The sequence below is a fragment of the Brevibacillus dissolubilis genome (assembly GCF_006170445.1).
Lineage (GTDB): Bacteria > Bacillota > Bacilli > Brevibacillales > Brevibacillaceae > Brevibacillus_B > Brevibacillus_B dissolubilis.
Genome location: NZ_VCNA01000002.1, coordinates 101,428 through 124,768, shown reverse-complemented (window position 1 = coordinate 124,768; position 23,341 = coordinate 101,428). Strand labels below are relative to the sequence as shown.

General features: G+C 55.9%; 1 protein-coding gene. It reads left to right on the top strand.

The window, feature by feature from the left end:
- The first annotated feature begins 7 nt into the window (after positions 1–7).
- Positions 8–23,314, top strand: coding sequence for a non-ribosomal peptide synthase/polyketide synthase (locus FGI41_RS02895; RefSeq protein ID WP_139488459.1), 23,307 nt, complete (start codon positions 8–10; stop codon positions 23,312–23,314).
- Positions 23,315–23,341: the final 27 nt, after the last annotated feature.

The following is a 23,341-nucleotide window of genomic DNA, read 5'->3' as shown; positions in this document are numbered from 1 at the left end:
TTTTCCAATGAGTGATTTCACAGACCTTTATACACTTTCCCCATTGCAGGAAGGGATGCTCTTCCACTCCCTGTATGCAGAAGGTGCAGGGGCCTACACGGTGCAGAACCTGGCCGTCTTCACGGGTCACCTTGACATAGATGCATATGAGAAAGCATGGCAAAAAGTGATCTCCCGTCACACAATCCTGCGGACGGGCTTCCTCTGGGAAGAGGTAGAAAAGCCTCTGCAAGTTGTCTTTGAAAAGGTTTCCTTCTCCATTGGGCGCATGGATTGGTCACTCGATCCCCAAGACGTACAGGCTGCCAAATTGGAGCAATTGCTGCAGGAAGAAAAAGAGAAGGGCTTCGACTTGAGCGAAGCCCCCCTGATGCGGGTCACCCTGATCAAAAAAGCGGAAAACCAATACCAGCTGATCTGGAGCTTCCACCATCTGCTTCTCGACGGCTGGAGCAGCCCGATTGTTTATCAGGAAGTGATTGATTACTATCAAGCGTATTTGCAAGGAAAGGAACTGAGGCTGCCACAGCCTCGTCCTTTCCGCGAATACATCTCATGGATCCGCAAGCAGGATCTGAATAGTGCCGAGCAGTTCTGGCGTCAATTTTTGCAAGGAATGAGCCATCCGACGCCACTGCCTTATCAACAGCAGTCAGCCGGGCACAGCAACACATCAGCTGGCACGCTGGAGCGCGATCTGCCTTTATCTATAGAAGCAACAGAAGCGCTCAACCGGATGGCGCGTACATATAAGCTGACGATGAATACAATCGTCCAAGGGGCATGGGCCATCCTATTGCAACGCCTGAGTGGAGAAGAGGCTGTGACGTATGGGGTAACCGTCTCTGGACGTCCAAGCGATCTGCAGGGCGTCGAGCAGATGGTCGGGATGTTTATCAACACCTTGCCGATGAAGGTTCAGGTAGAAGCTGAGCGCTCTGCCGCAGAGTGGTTGACCCACTTGCAAGATACGCAGGCCAAAGTGCGCCAGTACGAATACGCCTCCCTTGTCCAAATCCAAGGCTGGAGTGAAGTGCCGCGGGGAAGCTCCCTGTTTGACAGCATTTTCGTCTTTGAAAACTATCCGTTAGGCGAGACCGAGGCCGAAAATAATCTCGGATTCACCGTGTCCGACGTTGATTTTTACCAAACGATGGATCATCCGTTGACTGTCGTCGGGATGCCGGGTGAACAGCTGAAGCTGAAGGTGATTTTTGACCAGAGTCAATTCGAGACCTCTGCGATGGAACTCCTGCTTCGCCAGCTCGCGATGATTCTCGAAGGGATGGTACAAGAGCCAGAGCAGCGCCTGTCCGAGCTTTCGCTGATCAGCGAAGCAGAGCGTCAACAGCTGCTGGTCGAGTGGAATCAGACCGCTGTCGATTATCCGCGCGAGCGTACCGTACACGAGCTTTTTGCTGAAGTGGCAGCCCACTATCCGAACCAGCGGGCTGTTGTGATCGGTGAGGAATCGATCACCTATGCCGAACTGGATCAGCGCTCCAACCAATTGGCTCATTATTTGCGCAAGCAGGGAGTGGGGGCAGATACCTTGGTGGGGATCTGCGTAGAGCGCTCCATCGAGATGATCGTCGGTCTGCTCGGGATTCTCAAAGCGGGCGGCGCTTATGTGCCACTCGATCCGACTTATCCGCAAGAGCGTCTCGCTTTCATGATGGAGGATGCCCAACTCTCCGTGCTCGTGACCCAATCCCATCTGGTGGAGCAGCTGCCAGCTACAGCAGGCAAGGCGATCTGCCTCGACCGTGATTGGTCAGAGATCGAGCAGGAGAATAGTGATGCACCTGCCAACGAGACGACAGCAGGCCAAGTCGCCTACGTCATCTATACCTCTGGTTCAACTGGTACACCAAAAGGGACACTCGTTCCACATCGCGGGATCGTACGTCTCGTCAAACATAATGATTTTGTCACGATTACCGAGCAAGATGTGTTCCTCCAAGCATCTACCGTATCGTTTGACGCTGCTACCTTTGAGATCTGGGGCAGCCTGCTCAACGGTGCACAGCTCGCGCTGATGCCGCCGCACCTGCCATCCCTCGCCGAACTGGGCGAAGCGATCCAGACCTATGGCGTCACGATTCTCTGGCTGACGGCTGGTCTGTTCACCGTCATGGTGGACAATCATCTGGATTCCCTGCGCGGGGTTCGTCATCTGCTCGCCGGCGGTGACGTCGTATCTGTCCCGCACGTGCGAAAAGTATTACAGCTCGAAGGACTGCAGGTGATCAACGGCTACGGCCCGACAGAGAGCACGACGTTTACCTGCTGCTATCCAATCAGCCAAGTGCCGGACAGCATGACCACCTTGCCGATTGGCCGCCCGATCAAAAACACGACCGTATACGTACTCGATCCACAGATGCAACCCGTACCAGTAGGTGTACCGGGAGAGCTGTACATCGGGGGAGACGGTCTGGCGATCGGTTACCTGAACCGTCCTGAGCTGACAGAGGAACGTTTTGTACACAATCCGTTCGCGGCTGATCCAGAAGCCCGTCTCTATCGGACAGGGGATTTGGTGCGCTACCTCCCAGATGGTGTGATCGAGTTCATCGGACGGATCGACCAACAAGTCAAAATCCGCGGGTTCCGTATCGAGCTGGGCGAGATCGAAGAACAGCTCCGCAAGCATCCAGCTGTACGGGAAGCCGTCGTCATCGCCCGTGAAGATAAACCGGGAGATAAGCGTCTGGTTGCCTATGTGACCACACACGAACAGCAAGCGGCAGACACAGCCCAGCTGACTGGCTGGATCAAAGACCGACTGCCAGACTATATGGTTCCAGCTGCTGTGGTAAGCCTGGACGAACTGCCACTCACCCCGAACGGAAAAGTAGACCGCCGCGCGCTGCCAGCACCGGACTGGGGGACGCTCTCATCATCCGAAGCTTACGTGGCACCACGCAATCCGATGGAAGAACTCGTCTGCAACATCTGGTCGCAGGTGCTTGGTGTCGAGACAGTGGGGATTCACAGCAACTTCTTTGAACTGGGCGGTCATTCACTCTTGGCGACCCAGACCCTGTCCCGTCTGCGTGAAGTATTCGGTATCCATCTGCCGATGCGCACCCTGTTCGAATCGGCGACAGTAGCTGAACTGTGCGAGCAGATTAAGCTGATGCTCCAAGGTGACACAGGGGTTGCGACCACGCCGATCACACAGGCATCCCGCACGGAGCATCTGCCACTCTCCTACGCCCAGCAGCGTCTATGGTTCTTCGACCGTTTTATGCCGGAGAGTGCCGTGTATAACATTCCGACCGCGATTCGTCTGGACGGGGCATTGGACGCACAGGCATGGGAGGCGAGTCTGCAAGCGGTCATCGCCCGTCACGAAAGCCTGCGTACGACCTTCTCTGATATCAACGGACAAGCGATCCAAGTGATCCATCCGCAGATCGACTGGGAGATGGGCTTCTGCGACCTGCGTCATCTGCCAGCGGAGCATAAAGAGGAAGAGGTACAGCGCTTAGCCAGCATGGATGCCGACCAGCCATTCAATCTCAGCCAAGGCCCATTGCTTCGCGCCAGCCTCATCCGCACGGAAGAAGAGACGCATATCTTCCTATTAAATATTCATCACATCATCTCAGACGGATGGTCCATGGGCATTCTGATGAACGAACTGCTGACCATCTACGAGGCGACCCTGAACGGTGAGACAGCAGACCTGCCAGCCTTGCCGATCCAATACGCGGACTACTCCGTATGGCAACGCGATTGGCTCCAAGGTGAGGTGCTGGAGAAGCAATTGTCCTATTGGAAGGAAAAAGTAAGCGGCTGTGAACCACTGCTTGCACTCCCGACCGACCGTCCGCGTCCAGCGATGCAGACCTATGAGGGAAGCCGGCATACCGTCACATTCTCCGCTGATCTGTCCGAACAATTACAGGCACTCTGCCGTGAAGAGAATGCTACGTTGTTCATGACCTTGCTTGCTGCATTCCAGACCTTGCTGTACCGCTATACGGGACAACAGGATATCCTCGTCGGAAGCCCGGTGGCAGGCCGCAGTCACCAAGAGACAGAATCGCTGATCGGTTTCTTCATTAATACTCTGGTCATGCGTACAGACATGTCCGAGGAGCCGACCTTCCGCGAATTGCTCGCTCGTGTGCGTGAGACCGCGCTCGAAGCGTATGCCCATCAAGACCTGCCATTCGAAAAGCTGGTAGACGAGCTGCAGCTGGAGCGCAGTCTCAGCTATACGCCGCTGTTCCAAGTGATGTTTGCCCTGCAAAACTTCCAGCTGGCATCTGAGCAAGCCGCAGGCATCCGCATCAGCTCCTATGAGACGGAGCAGGATGAGGTGACATCCAAGTTCGACATCACGTTGACGATGGTAGAGACCACCGACGGCTTGATGGCTACTTTTGAATATAACCGCAATCTGTTCGATCAGGCGACGATTGAGCGTATGGTAGAGCACTTCCGCACCTTGCTCGAATCGATCACCGCTGACCCTGATGAATCGATTGAATTGCTGGCGATTCTCCCAGAAGAGGAGAGCGAGCAGCTGTTGGTAGAGTGGAACGGAACAGAAACCGCCTATCCGCGTGACAAAACCGTAGACCAACTCTTCCACGAAGCAGCATCCAAATGGCAAGACCGTCCGGCTGTCGTCGCAGGTGAGATCAGCCTCAGCTATGCCGAGCTGGAGCGCCGCGCTAATCAAGTGGCGAACTATCTGCGCAAGCAGGGAGTCACTGCAGGCTCACTCGTCGGGATCTCTGCAGAGCGTTCAGTAGAGATGATCGCGGGTCTCATCGGGATTCTCAAAGCAGGTGCAGCCTATGTACCGCTTGACCCGGCTTATCCACAGGAGCGTCTCGCCTACATGATGGAGGATGCTGACGTATCAATTCTAGTAACCCAGGCTCATCTGGTAGAGAAACTCCCTATCGGAGAGCGCACCGTCATCTGCCTGGACCGCGACTGGAGCGTAATCACACAAGAGTCTGATCAAGCACCTGCCAACGAAACCGACAGCAGTGCGGCTGGTGAGCGACTCGCTTACGTGATCTACACATCCGGCTCCACCGGTACGCCAAAAGGGGTACTGACCCCGCACTGTGGGATCGTCCGCCTCGTAACAGATACGAACTACGTCACGATCAGCGAAGATGACGTATTCCTGCAAGCCTCCACCGTTTCGTTTGACGCGGCTACTTTTGAAATCTGGGGAGCCCTCTTAAACGGAGCGAAGCTGGTGCTGATGCCACCGCATCTGCCATCGCTTGAGGAGATCGGCGAAACCATTCAGAAGCATCAAGTCACAACGATGTGGCTGACCGCGGGCTTGTTCACACTATTGGTTGACCATCAGGTTGAATACCTGCGAGGTGTCCGTCAATTGCTGGTCGGCGGTGATGTCGTCTCCGTACCGCACGTACGCAAAGCACTCACCATCGACGGCTTGCAGATCATCAACGGTTACGGTCCGACCGAGACGACCACTTTTGCCTGCTGCTATCCAGTTACCGACTTGCCGAAGCAGCTGTCCTCCTTGCCGATTGGCCGTCCGATCCAGAACACCACGGTCTACATCCTCGACCAACAGCAACAGCCAGTACCTACAGGTGTACCGGGTGAATTGTACATCGGTGGAGACGGTCTGGCGCTTGGTTATCTGAACAACCCAGAGCTGACCGAAGAACGCTTCGTGGAGCATCCATTCAGCGATAACCCAGAGGCACGCCTCTACAGAACAGGTGACTTGGTTCGCTATCTGGCAGACGGCACGATCGAGTTCATCGGACGGATCGACAACCAAGTCAAAATCCGTGGCTTCCGGATCGAGCTGGGTGAGATCGAGACAGCGTTGCTCCAACACGAAGATGTCCAAGAAGCAGTCGTCATGGTCCGTGAAGATGCACCAGGCGATAAGCGTCTGGCCGCCTACCTCGTGACGGAAAGCAAGCAAGAGATCGACTCCATCGAATGGCGCATGTATCTCAAAGAATCGCTTCCTGAGTACATGATCCCATCTGCCTTCGTCATGATGGACAGCCTGCCGCTGACCCCTAACGGCAAGGTAGACCGCAAAGCCCTGCCAGTCCCAACCTACAGCCAGACCGGTTCGGAAGCAGAGTTCGTCGCTCCTGCCACCCATGTGGAGACAACCTTGGCAGAGATTTGGAAACAAGTGCTGGGCGCTCCACAGGTCGGTCTTTATGATAACTTCTTTGCACTGGGCGGGGACTCGATCCTCAGTATCCAGATCGTCGCACGGGCCAGCCAAGCCGGACTTCGCCTGTCGCCAAAACAGATTTTTGAGCATCAGACCATCGCAGAGCTTGCCCGCATCGTCGCGGATACCGCATCTGTGGCAGGCCCGCAGATCGAAGCAGAGCAGGGTCTTGTGACTGGCGAGCTCGTACTGACACCGATTCAAAAATGGTTCTTCGAGCAGAACCAGCCACAGCCGCATCACTGGAACCAATCCTTGCTCCTGTCGATTCGCCAGCCGGTCGATGCAGCTGCCTTGGAACAAGCGATTGCACAGCTGCTGACCCATCACGATGCGCTTCGCCTGCGTTTTGTCCAAGAGAATGGGGAGTGGCGTGCCCGTCATGATGCAGAGACGGAGCAAGTGCCATTTTTCATCGAAGACTTGTCCAGCATCCCTGCATCCGAGCAGGTGAGTCACATCGAAGAGATCGCAGAAGGCGTGCAAGCCAGCTTGAATCTGGCAGAAGGCCCGCTGATGAGAGCTGTCTACTTCGATCTTGGTGCCGAGCAGGATGCCCGACTGTTGCTGGTCGTGCACCACTTGGCCGTCGATGGTATCTCCTGGCGTATCCTGCTGGAAGATTTGCAGACCGCGTATCAACAGCTGACAAGCGGTACAGCAGTCGTATTGCCGCCAAAAACCGTCGCGTTCCAAGCATGGGCAGAACAACTCACGCAGTACGCCGATTCAGAGGCTCTGCAACAAGAAAAAGCCTACTGGCTAAGCCAAAAGCCAGCTGCGGCACACCTGCCGACCGATTATGCCTATGACGCACAGACCAACACACAAGAGACGACCAAGCAGGTCACGCTTTCCCTGACGGTGGAAGAGACCCGTGCCTTGCTGCAAGACACACTGTCCCCATACCGTCTGCAGATGAACGATGTGCTGCTGACCGCATTGGCCAAAGCGATGAACCAATGGACAGGCGCTCACACGCTGTCCATCCATCTCGAAGGTCATGGGCGTGAAGAGATCATCGAAGGGGCAGACATCTCCCGTACGGTTGGTTGGTTCACCACCATGTATCCGGTACAGCTTCATCTGGAGCCGTCCAAGACATGGGGAGACGGGCTGAAATCAATCAAGGAACAGCTTCGCCAGATTCCGAACAAAGGGATTGGCTACGGCATCCTGCGTTATCTCAGCCAAGATGCAGAAACCGTGGAACGCTTGCGTAATCAGGCGAAGCCACAGATCAGCTTCAACTATCTCGGACAGTTCGACCAGACGATCTCTGGCACTTCGACTTTCAACCTCGCTTCTGAATCCAGAGGCTCACATACCGATCAGCAAGCCATCCGCGAGCATCTGCTGGATGTGACTGGCGCAATCACCGGTGAACAGCTGCAGATGACGTGGATCTACAATGAACAGATTCACAGCGAGCAGACAATCCAGACGATTGCCGCTCACTATATGCAAGCCCTGCGCGAGATCATGGCACACTGCCAGACAGAGGAAGCAGGCGGATACACCCCATCTGATTTCCCACTGGCCCGGTTGAGTCAGAAGAATCTCGACCGATATCTGGGTACAGACCGCACGATTGAGAATGTCTACACCTTGTCTCCATTGCAGCAAGGGATGCTGTTCCACTCCCTGTACGCCGAAGAGGGCGGGGACTATGTTGTCCAGCTGGGGCTGACTTTTGCGGATGACTTGAACCTTGAAGCATGCGAACAGGCATGGCAAAAGGTAGTGGACCGTCATTCGATCCTGCGCACCTTCTTCATCTGGGAAGGCATGGATCAGCCGCATCAAGTGGTACGCAAGCACGCTGCGATTTCCATGGAGCATCTGGATTGGTGTCACCTGTCTGCGGAAGAGCAGGAAGCAGCATATGCGGCATGGGTAGAAGAAGACCGGAGACGTAATTTTGACCTGTTACAGCCGCCGCTGATGCGTTGGACGATCCTCCACCTCAACGATCAGGGTGAGCGGGCGTACCGGATGCTCTGGAGCTTCCACCATGTTCTGCTCGACGGTTGGAGCTTCCCGCTGGTACTCAAGGACTGGCTGGATTACTATCAGGCATTCAACCAAGGCCAAGAGGTTCACGTATCCACAGCCCAGCCATTTGCCCAATACATCGCATGGCTGCAACGTCAAGACCTGCAAGAAGCCAAGCAATACTGGCGTACGCAGCTGCAAGGCTTCCACAGCCCGACTCCACTGGGAATGGGAAAAGCCAACATCGCTGTGCACCAGCCAAAAACCTACAGCAAGCAGATCCTCTCCCTGTCCCAAGAGACGACGGAGATGCTGCAGAATTTTGCCCGCAAGCATCATCTGACCTTAAATACGCTGGTCTTGGGTGCGTGGGCGCTCATCCTCAGCCGCTACAGCGGGGAAGACGAGGTCGTGTTCGGTGCGACAGGCTCTGGTCGTCCGGCTGAATTGCCAGGTGTCGAGTCCATGGTCGGTCTCTTCATCAACACACTTCCGGTACGTGTACCATTGCAGTCCCAAGAGAACGTGATGGAGTGGCTGCGCGGATTACAGCAGATCCAGCTGAATAACCGCCAGTATGAATACACCCCGTTGGTCGACATTCACAGCTGGAGCCCGATTCCGGCGAGTGAATCTCTGTTCGACAGCATCCTCGTCTTCGAGAACTATCCCGTAGACGAAACGGTCAAAGACTCCGAAGCCGCCGTCACGATTACGGAGGTACAGACCAACGAGCAGACCAACTACCCGCTTACACTGGTAGCTGATCCAGGCAAGCGTCTCACGCTGAACCTACAATTTGAACAAACCCGTTTTGAACCAGACACGATCGAGCGAATCCTCTCGCAGATGGCTGTCCTTTTGACCTCTATGGCAGAGTGTCCAGAGCAGCTTTTGTCCGAGGTATCGTTCCTAAGCGAAAGCGAACGCGAGCAGGTGCTCCACGAGTGGAACCAGACAGAAGCGGACTATCCGCAAGACCTCTGCATCCATGAATGGTTCGCCCAACAAGCAGAGAAGACCCCGGATGCGATCGCCGTCGAGCATGGCGAGCAAGCTCTGACCTACGCACAGCTCAACCAGCGAGCCAACCAACTGGCCCATTACCTGCAAAAGCAGGGTACTGGCCCAGACAAGCTGGTCGGCATCTGCGTCGAGCGTTCTATCGAGATGATCGTCGGGATTCTTGGTGTGATGAAAGCGGGAGCGGCCTACGTGCCAATCGATCCGGCCCATCCGCTGGAGAGAATCGCGTACATGCTCGAAGACACGCAGGCAAGCCTTGTGCTGACCCAATCCACACTGCTGTCCGTGCTTCCTGAGACAGAAGCGATGGTCATCTGCCTGGATGGGGAAGAAGCGCTCAACCGTTTGTCCGACGAGCCGATTGACACACCAGACAGCGGAGTCACTTCCCGTCATCTGGCGTATGTCATCTACACCTCCGGCTCCACTGGTCAGCCAAAAGGGGTCATGGTCGAGCATCACAGCGCCATCAACATGGCAATCGCGCTGATTCAAGCATTCGGTGTGGACGAGACGAGCCGTGTGCTGCAATTCACATCCTTCAGCTTTGACGTATCCGTCTCCGAGATCACGATGGCCCTGCTCTCAGGTGCTGCGCTCCTGATCGAAGACCGCGACGCGCTGCTGCCGGGTCCAGAACTGGCACGCATCATCCGCGAACGCCGCGTCACCACCGTATCGATGGCATCTTCCGTACTGGCCGCATTGCCGTTCGAAGAGTTCCCTGAGCTTCGCACGCTGATCGTCGGTGGGGAATCACCAAGCCGGGAGCTGATCGACCGCTATGCACCAGGACGTGCGTTCTTTAACTGCTATGGTCCGACCGAAGCGACCGTCACGACCACGATGGCCCAATGCTTCGCAGGTGGAGCGACTCCGACCATCGGACGACCGATCCGAAACGCCAAGGTATACGTCCTCAACGACCAGCTGCAGCCAGTCCCAGTCGGCGTACCAGGCGAGCTGTATATCGGTGGCAGCGGGTTGGCCCGTGGGTACTGGAACCGTCCAGACCTGACAGCCGAACGCTTCATCCAAAGCCCATTCGCAGCAGAAGGGGAACGTCTCTACCGTACAGGCGATCTCGTCCGCTATCTGCCGGATGGTGAGATCGAATTCATCGGACGGATCGATGATCAGGTCAAAATCCGCGGCTACCGGATCGAGCTGGGTGAGATCGAGTCGATCCTCAGACAACACCCGGCTGTCAAAGAAGCCGTCGTCATTGCCCGCGAAGACCAAGCAGGGGACAAACGACTGGCAGCCTACATGACCGCCGAGAGCACAACCATCCCGGCAAGCGATGAGCTGACCGCTTGGCTCAAGCAGACCTTGCCATCCTACATGGTACCGTCCGGCTACAAGTGGCTGGATACCATCCCACTGACCGTCAACGGTAAAGTAGACCGCCGTGCACTGCCAGCCCCAGAGTGGGGTCAAGCCACAGCGAACAAGGTGTACGTCGCACCACGCAATCCAGTGGAAGAAATGGTCGCCAACATCTACTCCCAAGTGCTGTCCGTGGAAAAAGTGGGGGCACATGATCACTTCTTTGAACTGGGTGGACATTCTCTCTTAGCGACCCAAGCGATCTCCCGCCTGCGGGAAGCATTCGGAGTCGAACTGCCATTGCGTGCGTTGTTTGAGAATGCGACCGTCAGCAGTATGGGCGCCGAGATCACTACCATGCTTGCCGAGCAGTCCGAACTGACATTTACAGCGATCACAGCAGCAGAGCGAGGGGAGCACCTGCCGTTATCCTTTGCCCAGCAGCGTCTCTGGTTCTTTGACCGACTGATGCCAGGCAGTGCCTTGTACAACATTCCATCCGCGACCCGTCTGCAGGGAGAGCTGAATGTACAGGCATGGGAGCAGAGCTTGCAGACCTTGATCGCCCGTCACGAAAGCCTGCGCACGATCTTCACTGATCATCATGGCGAAGCCGTACAGGTGATCCATCCAGAGATGGATTGGAGTCTGACTGTAACCGATCTGCGCCATCTTGGAGCAGAAGAGAAGCAGGCCGAGATTGAAAAACTGGCGAAGCAAGACGCCCAACAGCCATTCGACTTATCCCAAGGACCGTTGATGCGGGCCAGCCTGATCCAAGAAGAAGAGACCAGCTTTATTTTCTTGTTCAACATGCACCACATCGTCTCAGACGGTTGGTCCATGGGGATTCTGATGGATGAGCTGATCACGATCTACGAAGCCTTGATCAAGGATGAGACGCCGGTACTCCCAGAGATGGCGATCCAATATGCTGATTTTGCCGTCTGGCAGCGCGAATGGCTCCAAGGAGAGGTACTGGACCAACAGCTCTCTTATTGGAAAGAAAAACTGCAGGGCAGCGAACCATTACTCGCTTTGCCGACAGATCGTCCACGTCCGGCTGAGCAATCGTATCAAGGTGCGCTTTACTCCGCTGTTTTCCCAACAGAGCTTTTGACCAAATTACAGGCGATGAGCCGTGAAGAAGGTTCTACTCTGTTCATGACCTTGCTCGCCGCGTTCCAGCTCCTGCTGTCGCGTTATACAGGCCAAGACGATATCTTGGTGGGCAGCCCGGTAGCAGGCCGTAATCGCAAGGAGACAGAGAGTCTGATCGGTTTCTTCATTAATACACTGGTAATGCGTACCGACCTGTCTGGCGAGCCGAGCTTTAGAGAAGTGCTGGCACGCGTACGAGAGACCGCGCTCAATGCCTATGCGCATCAAGACCTGCCATTCGAGAAGCTGGTAGACGAGCTGGAGCTGGAAAGAAGCCTGAGCTACTCACCGCTTTACCAAGTGATGTTCGTTCTGCAGAACATCCCGCTGGCAGCGCAGGAATTCAGCGGATTGACCGTCCTGCCGTATGAACAGACACAAGAACAGGTCATGGCGAAGTTCGACTTGACCCTGACGATGGCGGAAGTGCCGGATGGCATCATGGCTACATTTGAATACAGCACCGATCTGTTCGATCAGAGCACGATCGTACGTCTGGTGGATCACTTCCACAACCTGCTCGAAGAGATCGTCAAACAACCGGATCAATCCGTTGCGTTGCTGCCATTCCTCGGGGATGCAGAGCGCCAACTGGTCGTCACTGACTGGAACGAGACCGATGTACCTGTCGCACGCGACCTGTGCGTACACGAGCTTGTAGCGGCAGTAGCCGGCGAAATGCCAGAGCAGATCGCCATCGTAAGCGGTGAACAAACCATCACTTACGCAGAACTGAACCGCCGGGCCAACCAACTGGCGCATTACCTGCAAAAACAGGGTGTCAGCACAGAGACTCTCGTCGGGATCTGCGTCGAGCGTTCGGTAGAGATGCTGGTCGGATTGCTGGGGATTCTGAAGGCAGGAGCGGCTTATGTGCCGATGGACCCTACCTATCCACAAGAACGCCTTGCTTTCATGATGGAAGATGCCAACATGCCGTTGGTGCTCACGCAAGACCGCCTGCGCTCCGCCTTAGAGCCATGCACCCGCACCCTGATCAGTCTGGACAGCGAGTGGGAGCTGATCGCCCAAGAAAGCGAAGAGACTCCAACACTCACCGTGACAGCCGATCATCTGGCCTATGTGATCTACACCTCCGGCTCCACTGGAACGCCAAAAGGGGTGGAGATCGAGCACAGTTCCCTGCTCAATCTCATCAGCTGGCACCAACGCACCTATGACGTGACCGCCAGCAGCCGTGCGACACAGATCGCGGGTACAGCATTTGACGCATCTGTCTGGGAGATCTGGCCGTACGTGACCAAAGGCGCGACACTCTATCTGCCGGCAGAAGAAATCCGCCTCGTCCCTGAGCAATTGCGCGATTGGCTGATCGACTGCGGCATCACGACCAGCTTCCTGCCGACACCACTGGCAGAGAACATGCTGGCACTCGACTGGCCGCAAGACACACCACTGCGCCACATGCTCACAGGCGGTGACAAGCTGCACAACTATCCGTCTGCAAGCCTGCCATTCGTGCTCGTCAACCACTACGGCCCGACCGAAAATACAGTCGTCGCAACAGCAGGCATCGTCCCTGTACAGGCGGGTCAAGCAACCGCACCATCGATCGGCCGACCGATTGATAATGTCAAGATCTATGTACTCGACGAGAACCTCCAGCCTGTCCCAATCGGTGTCGCAGGGGAGATGTATATCGGCGGAGGCAGTCTGGCACGCGGTTATCTGCACCGTCCAGACCTGACCGCTGAACGTTTCCTGCCGAATCCATTCACCACCGAGCCGGGTGCACGCATGTACCGTACAGGTGACCTGGTTCGCTACCTCCCGGATGGCAGCATCGAGTTCATCGGACGTGCCGACCATCAGGTGAGCATCCGCGGCTTCCGTGTCGAGCTGGGTGAGATCGAGACCGCGCTCTACGGACATCCAGCGGTACGCGAGAACACCGTGATCGCCCGCGAGGATCTCCCGGGGGTCAAACGCCTCGTAGCTTATCTCGTCACCGACCCAGAGCACTCGGTACAAGCAAGTGAACTGCGTACCTACCTCAAGGACAAACTGCCGGATTACATGGTTCCTTTTGCCTTCGTCATCATGGACAGCCTGCCGCTCACCCCGAACGGCAAGGTAGACCGCAAAGCCTTGCCAGCACCAGAGTATTCCCAACCGGAACTGGAAGGCGAATACGTCGCACCAGAGACCGCTGTCGAACAAAAAATGGCCGACATCTGGCAACAGGTGCTGGGGATTGAGACAGTCGGCATCCACGACAACTTCTTTGAACTCGGCGGCGATTCGATCCTGAGCATTCAGATCGTCTCCCGTGCGAATCAAGCAGGATTGCGTGTGACGCCAAAACAGCTCTTTGAAAATCAGACCATTGCACAGCTTTCCGCTGTGATCACACTGCTGGGCCAAGATGCAGAAGAGATGGCGATCAGCGCAGCAGAGCAAGGAACGCTCACAGGTGCACTGCCGCTCACGCCGATCCAACAATGGTTCTTCGAGCGCGACCAGTCAGTATCGCATCACTGGAACCAATCCTTGCTGCTTGCCGTGAAACAGCCTGTCGACCTCGACTGCCTGCAAAAAGCAGTGTCACACCTGCTCACCCATCACGATGCCCTGCGCCTCCGTTACGTCCACACCACAGACGGAGCATGGGAGCAGTACTACGGTGATGCAGCAGAGATCGATCCGAATCCGATTACGATCGAAGACCTGTCCCAAGTACCGTCAGCCGAGCAAGCGGCACAGCTCGAAGCGATTGCCCAGAGCGTACAGGCCAGCCTGCATCTGACAGAAGGAACGCTTTTCAAAGCGGTATACTTCCATCTCGGTGACGATCAAGACGGACGCCTGCTGATCGTGGTGCACCACTTGGCGATCGACGGGGTATCCTGGCGCATTCTGTTGGAAGACATCCAGAACGTCTACCGTCAGCTGGCGAATGGGGAAGAGGTGCAGCTGCCACGCAAAACGACCTCCTTCCGCGAGTGGGGCCAACAACTACAGCAGTATGCCGATTCCGACGCGATGCAACAGGAAAAAGCGTACTGGACAGCCCGGACGACAGATGTCCCAAGCCTGCCGACCGATCACGCATACGAAGTGAACCGCGAAGCAGACACCGGGCAGATCACGCTCTCATTGACCGCTGAAGAGACCAAAGCGTTGCTCCAAGAGACACTGGCTCCGTACCGTCTGCAGATCAATGATGTCTTGCTGACAGCATTGACCAAAGCGATTCAGCGCTGGACAGGTGCCAATGCGACCGCGATCCATCTGGAGGGCCATGGCCGCGAAGATATCATCAAGGGAGCAGACCTCTCCCGTACGGTTGGCTGGTTCACCAGCATGTATCCGCTCGTCCTGGAGATCGGACAGGCTAAGACATGGGGAGAAGCGCTCAAGTCGGTCAAAGAACAGCTTCGCCGCATCCCGAACAAAGGGGTCGGCTACGGCATCCTGCGCTACCTCAGCAGCGATCAGGCTTTGGTAGAACAGCTGAAATCCCAGCCAAAACCAGAGATCAGCTTCAACTATCTGGGCCAATTTGACCAAGCCATCTCCACAGCTTCTCAATTCGAGGCGGCTCCTGAATCCAGAGGCTCCAATGTCAGCGCTGATTCGCTCCGCGAGCACCTGTTGGACGTCAATGGTGTCATCTCCGGCGAACAGCTGCATCTGACTTGGATGTATAACACAACCATCCATGAGCCAAGCACGATTCAGGTAGTGGCAGAAGAATACATGGAGTCACTGCGCGAGATCATCGCGCATTGCCGTACCGAAGAGGCAGGCGGCTACACGCCATCTGACTTCCCGCTGGCGAAACTCGATCAAAAGGCACTGGACCGTTACCTCGGCACAGAGCGCAGTATCGAGAATGTATACACCCTGTCCCCATTACAAGAAGGAATGCTGTTCCACTCGTTATATGCCCAAGAAGGCGGCGACTACGTCGTACAGCTTGCCTTGACCTTCACACGGGGCCTGGATTTGCAAGCCTTTGAAGATTCGTGGCAAAAGGTGATCAATCATCACTCCATCCTGCGTACCTCGTTCATCTGGGACGGCCTTGACCAGCCGCATCAAGTGGTTCGCAAGCAAGTCAAGATCAATGTCGAGCAGCTGGATTGGCGTGACATTTCCACAGATGAACAAGAAGCAGCATTCGCGGACTACTTGGAAGCAGACCGTTCCCGCAGCTTCGATCTGACTCATCCGCCGCTTTTACGCTGGGTACTGATCCGTGTAAGCGACGAAGCGTACCGTTTTGTCTGGAGTCTGCACCATGCCTTGCTGGATGGATGGAGCATGCCGCTCGTCTTTACCGACTGGCTCAAAGCGTACATGGCGATCGCAGGCGGCAAAGAAGCGAAGCTCGCTTCCACCGCTCCATATGCCAACTACATCGCATGGCTTCAGCGTCAGAGCCTCCAAGAAGCAAAAGCATACTGGCGTGATGAGCTACGCGGCTTCCATGCACCGACACCAATTGGTTTTGGTAAAGGACTGGAAACCGGCAAACAAGCCAAGACCTATGGCGTATGCACGGTCGATCTGAACGAAGAGATCACAGAGAAGCTCCAAGCCTTTGCCCGCAATCAGCAGGTGACCATGAACACACTCGTACAGGGTGCATGGGCATTGCTTCTGGGCCGATACAGCCGTGAAGAAGAAGTACTCTTCGGGGCAACCGGTTCCGGGCGTCCGGCTGATCTGGCCGGAGTCGAATCGATGGTCGGTCTCTTCATCAACACCTTGCCGATCCGCGTGCCTGTCGCAAGCGAGATGGTGCTCCAAGACTGGCTCCGCGGGCTCCAACAGCAACAGATCACCATGCGTCAATACGAGTACACGCCACTGGTCGATATCCACGGCTGGAGCGAAATCTCGCGAAGTGTCGCGTTGTTTGAGAGCATCCTGGTGTTTGAGAATTATCCAGTCGATGAGTCGGTGAACAATTCCGAGCTTTCCATCGAGATCGCAGATGTCAAGGCGATCGAACAAACCAACTACCCACTCACCGTCGTCGCAGGGCCGGGTAAACAGCTCAAGCTCAAGATTCAATATGAACAGAACCGTTTTGATGCGGACACCATTGAACGCGTGTTAAATCAAATGGGTCTGTTGCTTGAGTCCATGGCGAAGAACCCAGAGCAGAAACTCTCTGAGATCACCTTCCTTAGCGCTGGCGAACGTGAGCAGGTACTGGTGGAGTGGAACCAGACAGACGCCGAATATCCACGCGAGCTCTGCTTGCATGAGAAGTTCGAGCTGCAAGCCCAAGAGACGCCAGATCAGACAGCCGTCGTATATGGCGGGGAACAATCCCTGACCTATGCCGAGTTGAACCTGCGAGCCAACCAACTGGCCCACCACCTGCAAAAGCTGGGAGCAGGCCCAGACAAGCTCGTTGGCATCTGCGTCGAACGTTCCATCGAGATGATCGTCGGCATCCTTGGTGTGATGAAAGCAGGCGCGGCCTATGTGCCAATCGACCCGGCGCATCCACAAGAACGGATCGCGTACATGATCGAGGATACACAGACTGGCATTGTACTGACCCAATCCGCTCTGGCAGACTGCTTGCCAGATACCGGAGCAACCGTCATCTGCCTTGACAGCGAGACATTTGCAGCCGAGCCGACAGATACGCCGAAGAGCGGTGTGACCTCCCGTAATCTGGCTTACGTGATCTACACATCAGGTTCCACGGGTAATCCAAAAGGCGTTATGATCGAGCACCACAGCGCAGTCAACGCGGCACAAGCGTTGAGACAGGCGTTTGAAGTGGACGCGGCCAGCCGTGTCCTGCAGCTCACCTCCTTCAGCTTTGACGTATCCGTAGGTGAGATCATGACCACCCTGCTGTCAGGAGCCACCTTGTTCATGGAACATCGGGATGCTCTCCTGCCGGGTCCTGAGTTGAATCGGATCATCCGTGAGCACCGCATCACCACCATCCTCACCGTTCCTGCTGTCGTGGCGGCTATGCCAGAGGATGAGTTCCCAGATCTTCGTACACTGGTTGTCGGTGGGGAAGCGCTCAGCCGTGAGCTGGTTGCCCGCTATGCACCAGGTCGTAATTTCCTCAATGCGTATGGACCGACCGAAGCGACGATCGCCACCACCTTCGAGCGTTGCATACCGAATGGCCAGACCCCGACGATCGGACGTCCATTACCAAATATGAAGCTGTACGTACTCGATGATCAGCTCCAGCCGGCTCCAATCGGAGTTCCGGGTGAGCTCTACATCGGCGGCGTAGGTGTGGCACGCGGCTACTGGAAGCGTCCTGACCTGACCGCTGAGCGATTCATCCAGAATCCGTTCGGAGCAGAAGGGGATCGCCTGTACAAAACAGGTGACTTGGTTCGCTATCAGCCGAATGGCAACCTCGACTTCATCGGCCGGATCGATGATCAGGTAAAAGTCCGCGGCTACCGGATCGAGCTGGGTGAGATCAGATCAGCCCTGTGTCAACATCCAGCGGTAAAAGACGCCGTCGTCATGGCACGTGAAGATAAAGCGGGCGATAAGCGTATTGCTGCGTACATGATCAACGCCAACAGCGATACACACACCACCCCGGACGCAGAAGAGTTGAGCAGCTGGCTCAAGCAGACGCTGCCATCCTACATGGTTCCAAGCGGCTATGTATGGATCGACGTGATTCCACTTACCGTCAACGGAAAAATCAACTACCGGGCATTGCCAGCACCAGAGTGGGGCCATACCGGCACCGATACGCCATACACAGCACCACGCAATCCTGCCGAAGAGATGGTTGCCAACATCTTTGGACAAGTGCTCTCCGTGAGCCGTGTAGGCATTCATGACAACTTCTTTGAACTGGGTGGACACTCATTGCTTGCGACACAGACGATTTCTCGCCTGCGTGAAGCATTCGGGGTGGAGCTACCGCTACGTGACCTGTTCGAACACGCGACAGTCGCAGAGATGAGCGAGCATATCACACACGTCTTGCAGGATGCAGCAGGGCTCTTGGCAGCACCGATTGTACCGGTCAGCCGTGATGAACATCTGCCATTGTCCTTTGCTCAGCAGCGTCTGTGGTTCTTCGACCGCCTCATGCCGGGCAGCGCCTTGTACAACATGCCATCGGCGATCCGTCTGCAAGGCGATCTCGATATCCAAGCATGGGAGAAAAGTCTCCAGATGCTGATCGCCCGTCACGAAAGCCTGCGAACCACCTTCAGCGATATCAAGGGACAAGCCGTCCAAGTGATCCATTCCCGGATCAACTGGTCACTGACCCAGATTGACCTGCGCGACCAACCTGCCGAACAGCAGGATGCAGAAGTGAAATGCCTGATCGCAGAAGACGCGGCACAGCCGTTTGACCTAAGCCAAGGCCCGCTGATGCGTGCAAGCCTGATCCGTCTGGCAGAACAGGAGTATGTGTTCGCCCTCAACATGCACCATATCGTCTCTGACGGCTGGTCGATGGGGATTCTGATGGGTGAGCTGACCGCCCTGTATCAAGCCGTGAGCAAGGGAGAGGTCCCAGCCTTGCCTGACCTGCCGATCCAATATGCCGACTTTGCCCTCTGGCAACGCGAATGGCTCACAGGTGACATACTGGATCAACAGCTCGCTTACTGGAAAGACAAACTCCAAGGCAGCGAACCAATCCGGGCATTGCCGACCGACCGTCCGCGTCCAGCTGAGCAGACATTTGACGGCGCGCTTCACATCACGCAGTTCCCAGTAGAGCTGCAAGCCCGACTGCAGGAATTAAGCCGCGAAGAAGGCTCTACTCTGTTCATGACCTTGCTTGCTGCCTTCCAGCTCTTGATGAACCGCTACACAGGCAAAGAGGACATACTCGTGGGCAGCCCGGTCGCAGGACGTAACCGCCAAGAGACTGAAGGCCTCATCGGTTTCTTCATTAATACCTTGGTGATGAGAACCGACCTGTCCGGCGAACCGACCTTCCGCGAATTGCTCGCCCGTGTCCGCGATACCGCACTCAACGCGTATGCTCATCAAGACCTGCCGTTTGAGAAGCTGGTGGATGAGCTGGATGTAGAACGCAGCCTCAGCTACTCACCACTGTTCCAAGTGGTGTTCGTCCTGCAAAATACGCCGATGCAGGTGGAGGAGCTTTCCGACCTGAGCATCCTGCCTTTCCAAAGCACGCCGGATGAGATCATGACCAAGTTTGATTTGACCCTGACCATGGCCGAGTCACCGGACGGTCTGATCGCAACCTTTGAATACAACAAAGCACTCTTTGACCCAGCTACCATCGAGCGGATGGCCTCCCACTTCAACCGTTTGCTGGAGGAAGCAGCCCGTCAGCCAGACCGTGCTGTCAACCAGCTGCCGATGCTGCAAGAAGAGGAAGAGCAACAGATTCTGGTGGAGTGGAACGAGACCGAGGCACCATATTCGCTGGAAGCTTGCGTCCACGAGCTGTTTGCCCAAGCAGCAGCCGAGATGCCGGATCAGCTGGCAATCGTCGCTTCGGAGCAATCGCTCACCTACAGCGAGTTAGACCGCCGCTCCAACCAACTGGCGAACTACCTGCAAAAACAGGGAGTCGGCACCGAAACACTGGTCGGGATCTGCGTCGAGCGCTCAGTGGAGATGTTCGTCGGACTTCTCGGGATTCTCAAAGCTGGTGGCGCCTACGTCCCGATGGATCCATCCTATCCGCAGGAACGCCTGGCCTACATGATCGAGAACGCCAGCATGCCGATCGTGCTGACACAGGAACGCTTGTTAGACCAGATGCCAGAAGGGGAAAGCATGCTGATCTGCCTCGATGTCGACTGGGATCTGATCGCAGACGAAAGCGACCAAGCCCCAGCCGTCGAGACGACCGCCGATCAGCTGGCCTACGTAATCTACACCTCAGGTTCTACCGGTCAGCCAAAAGGCGTCGAGATCGAGCACCGTTCACTCTTGAACCTCGTCAATTGGCACCAGCGCACCTACGGCGTGACCGAAGCAGACCGCGCGAGCCAGATCGCCGGTACCGCCTTTGACGCCTCTGTCTGGGAAATCTGGCCGTACCTGACCAAAGGTGCTGCCATGTACCTCCCAGACGAAGACATCCGTCTCGCACCGGAAAAACTGCGCGACTGGCTGGTTCAATCCGGGGTGACGATCAGCTTCCTCCCAACACCACTGGCTGAGAACCTGATCTCCCTGCAATGGCCTGCCGACACCGCTCTCTGCTACATGCTGACAGGCGGTGACAAGCTCCACAGCTATCCAGCTGAGCACTTGCCATTTGCACTCGTCAACCACTATGGCCCGACGGAAAATACGGTCGTCGCCACAGCAGGCACTGTCCCTGTCCAAGCAGGTCAGCTCACAGCGCCACACATCGGCAGACCGATTGATAACGTATCGATCTACGTGCTCGATGACAACATGCAGCCAGTCCCAATCGGCGTAGCCGGGGAACTCTACATCGGCGGCAGCAGCTTGGCCCGCGGTTATCTCAACCGTCCAGACCTGACAGCTGAGCGCTTCCTGCCAAATCCATTCTCAAGCGATCCGGCTGCACGCATCTACAAAGCTGGTGACTTGGTCCGCTATCTACCAGATGGCAACATCGAGTTCATTGGCCGTGCTGACCATCAGGTGAGCATCCGTGGTTTCCGCGTAGAGCTGGGCGAGATTGAGACCGCCCTGTATGGATATCCGGCGATCCGCGAGACCGTCGTCATCGCACGCGAAGACGTACCGGGCACCAAACGACTGGCAGCCTACCTCGTCCTCGAAGAAGGCTTGGAGGTACAGATCAGCGAGCTGCGCCTCTACCTCAAGGAAAAGCTGCCGGAGTACATGGTACCGTCCGCTTACGTGATCATGGACAGCCTGCCGCTTACCCCGAACGGAAAAGTGGATCGAAAAGCACTCCCAGTCCCAGATTACGCACAGCCTGGACTGGACGGCGAATTCGTCGCACCAGAGACCTTTATCGAGAAAAAACTGGCTGAGATCTGGAGAGACGTACTGGGTGTCGAGACCGTCGGCATCCACGACAACTTCTTCGATCTCGGCGGGGACTCCATCATCAGTATTCAGATCGTGGCCCGTTGCAACCAAGCGGGAATCCGCCTGTCACCGAAGCTGATGTTTGAATACCAGACCATTGCCGAATTGGCAGGAGCGGTCGGCGATACCGTCGCCATCCATGCCGAACAGGAGATCATCACAGGCGATCTGCCGCTTACACCGATTCAGCGCTGGTTCTTTGATCAGCCGATCGGCAACAAGCATCATTGGAATCAATCCGTGATGCTGACGGTCAACGATGTCGAGCCTGCGATCCTCCAGGAAGCAATTCACCATCTGCTCGCACATCACGATTCCCTCCGTCTGCGCTTCTTCCAACAGGATGGGGAGTGGAAGCCGTATCTGGCTGAATGGTCTGACATCATTCCGTTCAGTACGGTGGATCTCTCCGACGTACCGGTCGATGATCAGGCACGACGGATCGAAGAGGTGTCCGATGAAGCCCAGAAGAGCCTCCACTTATCAGAAGGGCCGCTGCTCAGAGCCGTCTACATGGATTTGGGCGAAGGGCAAGAAGGCCGCCTGCTGATCGTGGTGCACCACTTGGCTGTCGACGGTGTCTCCTGGCGCATCATCCTCGAAGACCTGCAAAAAGCATGCACACAGCTGCTCCAAGGCAAGCCGGTACAGCTGCCGATGAAGTCAACTTCCTTCAAATACTGGGCAGAACGGTTGGCCGCACATGCGTACTCGGATGAACTCCAAGAGGAATCCACCTACTGGCTCGGACAGCTCACAGGCGATCTGCCAGCCTTGCCGAAGGATCACCCAACAGGCCTCAACCGTGAGCAATCCGCGACCTCGATTGTCGTCTCGCTCACGCCGGAAGAGACCAAATCACTCTTGCAAGACCTGCCGTCCCTCTACCAGACCCAGATCAATGACGTATTGCTGACCGCACTGGCCGAAGCCGTCTATGACTGGACCGGTCAACGCAGCGTACTGATCAATCTGGAAGGACACGGCCGGGAAGAATTGTTCGAGGAAGTAGATCATTCCCGCACGGTTGGCTGGTTCACCAGCATGTACCCAGTGAGACTTGATCTGAACGAAGCTCACTCCATCGTGAACTCCCTGCAGTCTGTCAAAGAACAGCTGCGCGCGATTCCGAACAAGGGCGTCGGCTACGGCATCCTCCGTTATCTCCACACTGAACTGGCAGAGACCATGAAATCACTGCCTAAAGCCGAGATCAGCTTCAACTACATGGGGCAGCTCGACCAAACCATCAGTGAAGCATCCATGTTTGGCTTTGCCTCCGAAGCGAGAGGGGACAGCCTCAGCCGCGGCTCCCAGCGTGCCCATCTCATCGACGTAGGCTGCTCGGTCGCTGGCGGTCAGATGCATGTCAATATCAGCTTCAGTGAAGAAGTTTACAAGCATGAAACGATGAAGGCGCTGGCTGATCACTATACCTCATTCCTGCGCAACATCATCGAACAAAGCCAATCCGGCCAAATCGAAGGAACGGCTTCCAAGCCATCCGATGATCTGTCTGAATTCGGCTGGGATGAATCAGAGATTGCTGATCTCCTGGATTTAATGGGAGATAAGTAAGTACACAACTTCCAAGAAGGCGTCATG

What these genes read in the sequence shown, in the direction of transcription:
- FGI41_RS02895 (WP_139488459.1), top strand. Translation starts at nt 8, where the DNA reads ATGAGTGATTTCACAGACCTTTATACACTTTCCCCATTGCAGGAAGGG.